We start from the raw sequence: 5317 nt of genomic DNA on the forward strand, positions 1-5317 counted from the left end.
GCGGTCGCTGAGCACCTGGCGCCGTACCTGCCGAACCACCCGCTGCTGGACCAGGGACCTCGATCACCAGGCCGCCGCCGATCGGCGGCCGGGCGACCACGCGGCCGCCGACCCGGGCCGCCTCGGACCGGACGATCGCCAGTCCCAGGCCGGTGCCCGGCATCTCCCGGTGGTGCGCGCTGCGCCAGAACCGCTCGCCGACCTTCTTCAGGTCGCGCGACCCGAGCCCGAGGCCGTGGTCACGGACCGACATGACCACCTCGGTGCCGTCCCGGGTCACCGACACCTCGACCGGCGGAGCGCCGTACTTGGAGGCGTTGTCGAGCAGCACGTCGAGGATGTCGTCCACCTCGAGCTCCGGCGCGACACCACCCGGCACCATCTCGCCGATGATCAGCTCCAGGTCGTCGGCGGCGTACACGGCCTTCCAGCCGACCAGTCGTTCCTTGACCGCCTGCGCAAGGTCCAGCGGCTCCTCGCTGTTGCCGTCGGCATCGGCTCCGGGGCGGTCCGAGCCGGCCAGCCGGGACAGCCGCTGGACGATCCGGCCGAGCCGGTCGATGTCGCTGAGCGCGAACCGCGCCGTCGGCGACAGCCGGGACAGGCCCTCGATGTGGATCCGGGCCGAGGTGAGCGGCGTGCGGAGCTGGTGCGACGCGTCGGCGACGAACTCGCGCTCGCGCTGGCGGGCCTGGTGCAGGCTGAGCGCCATCGAGTTGAAGCTGTCGCCGAGCCGGCGGAGCTCGGGTGCGCGGCCGTCGGTGGACACCCGGGTGTCGAGCGCGCCGCGGGTGATCTGGTGGGTCGCGTTGTCCAGGTCGTTCAGCGGCCGCAGCACCCAGCGGGTGATCGGCCGGACAATGCCGATGACGATCGCGCCGATGCTGATCAGCAGGCCGCCGAGGAGCAGCAGCAGGCCGCTCTCCACCTGGTCGCGGGCCTTCTCGGTCGGCACCCGCAGTACGGCGGCGCCGAGCACGCGGCCGTTGTTGACGACCGGGCGGGCGACCACCATCTCGCCGGTGCGCCACGGGAACAGCGCCGGCGGCTCGGCGGGCAGCCGGCCGGCCAGGGTGCTGTCGAGGGCGATCTTGAGGTCGGGCTCGTCCACGATCACACCGGAGCGGGACGTGGCCACGACCTTGCGGTCGACGTCCACGACGAACACCGGCGTGTTGTACAGCTCGTGGTAGCGGACGGCCAGCTCACGCAGGTTGGCGATGTCACCGGACTGCAGCGGCGACTCGGCCATCGTGGCGAACCAGTCCGCGTCGTTGCTGCGGGACAGGAACAGCGTCCGCGACGTACTGGTGGCGATGTAGTTGGCCAGCGGTACGGCGGCGACGATGGCGAGCACGACCACCATCGGCACGAGCGACTGCAGCAGGCGACGGCGCAACGGTCAGTCCGAACCCAGGCGGTAACCGACACCGCGGATGGTCTGGACCAGCTCGGGCCGGCCGAGCTTGGCGCGCAGGCTGGCGACGTGCACGTCCATGGTGCGCGACGAGGCCTCGAAGACGGACTGCCACGCGTACAGGGCGACCTGTTCGCGCGGGACCACCCGGCCGTGGTGGGCGGCCAGCACAGCTAGCACGTCGAACTCCTTGCGGGTCAGGGCGATGGGCTTGTCCGCGACCTGGACGGTCCGGGCCTCGATGTCCACGGTCAGGTCGCCGACGGTCACCCGGGGGCGGGGCTGCAAGAGGCCGGTACGACGAAGTACAGCATCGATGCGGGCCAGCAGCTCGGATATCGCGAACGGTTTCACCACGTAGTCGTCGGCGCCGCTGCGCAACCCCCTGACCCGGTCGGCCGCCTCGCCGCGCGCGGTCACCGCGATCACCGGCACATCCGACACCGTGCGGATCTGCCGGCACACGTTGATACCGTCCCCGTCCGGCAGGCCGAGGTCCAGCAGGACCAGGTCGCCGGGGTCCGCCGCGAGGGCGTCCGCGGCCGTCCGGACGTGCGTCACCATCAGGCCGTAACGCCGCAACGCGGGTATCAGGGCATTCGCGATATCGAGATCGTCCTCGACCAACAAGATCCTGACCGCGCCACTCATGCGGTGATCGTAGGCCAGGAGACGCTCATGTGTGTCAGATCTTGGTAAAGACGTAATCACGCGACTCCACGCAGTGTTCGGCAACATTAGCCTTCCGGGCACAGGAAGGAACCGGTAGATGACTGTCGGTATCGGTACGGGGGGCGGCTCGGTCGCGCCCTCCGACGAAGAACTCGCCGAGTACGAGCAGGAACGGCCCGCTCGGCGGCTTCGGCCTGCCCTGGACCTGGTGATTTCGGTCTGGTGCGCAATCGTCAGCGTCGGCGTGTTGCTGCAGGTGTTCTTCCCACTACCACAAGGCACCCAGTTTTACCTGGTGATCTTTCTCGCAGCCGTTCTGCCGATCACGCTGCTGTGTTACCGGGGCTGGAAGGTCCCGCCGTTCCTCAACCCGTTCAAGAACCGGTCGCACGACGACCCCGGGATCTCCGACTGGATCCTGGCCGCGGTCGCGTTCGCGGTCTGCGTCTACCCACTGCTCGACTTCGACGGTTACCTGGAACGCCGGCAGGCGCCGACGGCTCTCGACGTGGTGGTCGGCGCACTGCTACTACTTCTTCTGCTCGAGGCGTGCCGCCGGACGACCGGGTGGGTCCTGCCGGCCTTCAGCGTGCTGTTCATCGCGTATGCGTACTACGGCGGCTACCTGCCCTACACCTGGTCGCTCGCGCACCAGGGCTTCAACTTCGACGCGATCATCGCGCAGTTCACCATGGGCACGGCCGGGTTCTACGGGACGCCGTTGGCCGTGGCAGCCAGCTACATCGTGCTGTTCACGATCTACGGCGCCGTACTGGACTACTCCGGCGCCGGCAAGTTCTTCATCGACCTGTCGTTCGCCGCCTTCAAGCGCAGCCGTACGGCGCCCGGCCGCACGGTCACGCTGGCCGGCTTCCTGCTGGGCAGCGTCTCCGGTTCGGGTACGGCGACCGCCGTCTCGCTCGGCACGGTCTCGTGGCCGATCCTGCGGCGGGCCGGGTACCCGCCCGAACCGGCCGGCGGCATGCTGGCGGCCTCCGGCATCGGCGCGATCCTGTCGCCGCCGACTCTTGGCGCGGCGGCGTTCATCATCGCCGAGTTCCTGCAGGTGTCCTACCTGACGGTCCTCGGGTACGCCGTCATCCCGACCATCCTGTACTACCTGGGCATCCTGCTCGCGATCGAGATCGACGCCCGCCGGCACGGGACGAAGTCGGCGGAGACGTCGCAGGACTCCGCCCTGCGGCTGCTGCTGCGGTTCGGGTACCACTTCCTGTCGTTGTTCGTGATCATCGGCTTCATGGCGGTCGACGTGCCGCCGTTCAAGGCCGTGGTCTACGCGGTGGTCATCCAGTTCGCACTCTCGTTCCTGGACCGCGAGCACCGGCTGACCGCGAAGCCGCTGTTCAAGGCGCTTGCCCAGGGCACCCGTTCGGTGCTGCCGGTGGCGGCCACCTGTGCGACCGCCGGCGTGATCGTCGCGGTCACCACGCAGACCGGGCTCGGGCTGAACCTGGCCGAGATCATCGTCGGCGCGGCCCGCGGGCTGACCGACAACCACACCGTGGTGCTGATCCTGACCGTGGTGCTGTCCGCGTTCGCCGTCCTGATCCTCGGCCTCGCGGTGCCGGTGACCGCGTCGTTCATCATCGCCGCGGTGATCATCGCGCCGGCGCTGGTGCAACTCGGGGTGACGCAGCCCGAGGCGTACATGTTCATCTTCTATTACGCGGTGCTGTCGGAGGTGTCGCCGCCGACAGCGCTGGCCGCGGTGGCGACGTCCGCCATCACCGGCGGCAAGGTGATGCCGACGATGTGGCAGGCGTGGAAGTACACGCTGCCCGCGTTCCTGGTGCCGTTCGCGTTCGTGCTCACCGACAACGGCGCGCACCTGCTCGGCCAGGGCGCCTTCGTCGGCATGCTGTGGACGCTGGCGGTCTCGATGCTGGCCGTCGCGGCGCTCGCGGTGGTGACCGGTGGCTGGATCGTCGTGCAGACCGGCTGGCTCGAGCGGGCCATCTGCGTGCCGGCCGCCGTACTGCTGCTTTATCTCGCGCCCGTAACCATCACGGCCGGAATCTGTTTGCTACTTGTTGCCGTCGTCATCAACCTGATCCGGCGCTCGCGTCAGGCTGGACCAACGGAAGGATCCGTCGCTTCATGAGAATCCGTCGCCTCCCTGCCGCCCTGGTGGCGCTCGCCGCATCGGTCTCGCTGGTCGCCTGCGGCGGCCAGCGAGAACCCTCCGGATCCGGCTCGGCCGACGGCGGCCGGCTGACCATTGCCACCGGCAACACCACCGGCGTCTACTACCAGCTCGGCGGCGCGCTGGCGTCACTGATCTCGCAGAAGGTCTCCGGCTACCGCGCGACGGCGAGCGAGACCGGCGCCTCGGTGCAGAACGTGCAGGGCCTGGTCGCGGGGAACTACGACATCGCGTTCTCACTCGGCGACACCGCGGCCGACGCGGTGAAGGGCGTGAACAGCTTCCAGAAGCCGCAGGACGTCGTGGCGCTGACCCGGCTCTACAACAACTACACACAGGTCGCCGTGCGTACGTCGGCCAACATCAACTCGATCGCCGACCTCAAGGGCAAGCGCGTCTCGACCGGATCACCGAACTCGGGCACCGAGGTGATCGCCCGGCGGCTGCTCGAGGCGGCCGGCCTGGACCCGGCCAAGGACGTCACCGCGCAGCGGCTCGGCCTGCCGGAGTCGGTGGACGCGATGAAGTCCGGCTCGATCGACGCGCTGGTCTGGTCCGGCGGCCTGCCGACCGGCGGCATCACCGACCTGACCACGAGCATGGGCAAGAACGTGAAGCTGATCCCGATCGTCGACCTGCTGCCGAAGATGCAGGAGAAGTACGGCCCGGTCTACAGCCAGGCGCCGATCCCGGCGGCGACGTACAAGCAGCCGGCCGACGTCGAGACCATCGTCGTGCCGAACGTGCTGCTGGTCCGCAAGAACATGAAGGACGACCTGGCCGAGCAGCTCACCAAGGTCATCTACGAGAACAAGGAGGCTCTGGTCGCGGTGAACGCGGCGGCCAAGGGCATCGAGATCGCGAACGCCGACCAGACCGACCCGGTGCCGGTGCACCCGGGCGCGAAGAAGGCGATCGACGGGTTGAAGTAAACCGGACCGTCCTCCCCCGCATACCAGGCGCAGCGGGGGAGGACGCAGAGGTCCCACCCTCGCAAACCAGGCGCAGCGAAGGCGGGACCGAGCCGGCTCTCACAACCAGGTGCAGTGAGAGCAGGCAGACCG

4 protein-coding genes are annotated in these 5317 nt (G+C 69.0%); 2 read left to right on the plus strand and 2 right to left on the minus strand.

All coding sequences use genetic code 11. The features are described from left to right. Positions 1-1399 (minus strand): sensor histidine kinase (locus tag ACWCOV_RS41390; RefSeq protein ID WP_449834860.1); only part of this gene is annotated, 1399 nt, incomplete at its 3' end. A gap of 3 nt (positions 1400-1402) precedes the next feature. Further along, positions 1403-2068 (minus strand): response regulator transcription factor, encoded by a 666-nt coding sequence (locus ACWCOV_RS41395; protein ID WP_360473910.1) that lies wholly within the window; start codon positions 2066-2068, stop codon positions 1403-1405. A 118-nt stretch (positions 2069-2186) separates the two neighbouring features. On the opposite strand from ACWCOV_RS41395, the gene ACWCOV_RS41400 reads away from it, so the two are divergent. Next, a complete protein-coding gene (locus ACWCOV_RS41400) occupies positions 2187-4211 on the plus strand; it encodes a TRAP transporter permease (RefSeq protein ID WP_449834861.1) in 2025 nt (674 codons plus the stop codon). Then, positions 4208-5185, plus strand: a complete 978-nt coding sequence (locus tag ACWCOV_RS41405; RefSeq protein ID WP_449834862.1) for a TAXI family TRAP transporter solute-binding subunit — start codon at positions 4208-4210, stop codon at positions 5183-5185. Before ACWCOV_RS41400 ends, ACWCOV_RS41405 begins: the two co-directional genes overlap by 4 nt. Positions 5186-5317 lie beyond the last annotated feature (132 nt).

This window comes from Kribbella sp. NPDC002412 (genome assembly GCF_053592935.1).

Excerpts from the sequence above, each read along its gene's own strand:
- ACWCOV_RS41395 (WP_360473910.1), bottom strand. The coding sequence starts at position 2,068 with ATGAGTGGCGCGGTCAGGATCTTGTTGGTCGAGGACGATCTCGATATC.
- ACWCOV_RS41400 (WP_449834861.1), top strand. The coding sequence starts at position 2,187 with ATGACTGTCGGTATCGGTACGGGGGGCGGCTCGGTCGCGCCCTCCGAC.
- ACWCOV_RS41405 (WP_449834862.1), top strand. The coding sequence starts at position 4,208 with ATGAGAATCCGTCGCCTCCCTGCCGCCCTGGTGGCGCTCGCCGCATCG.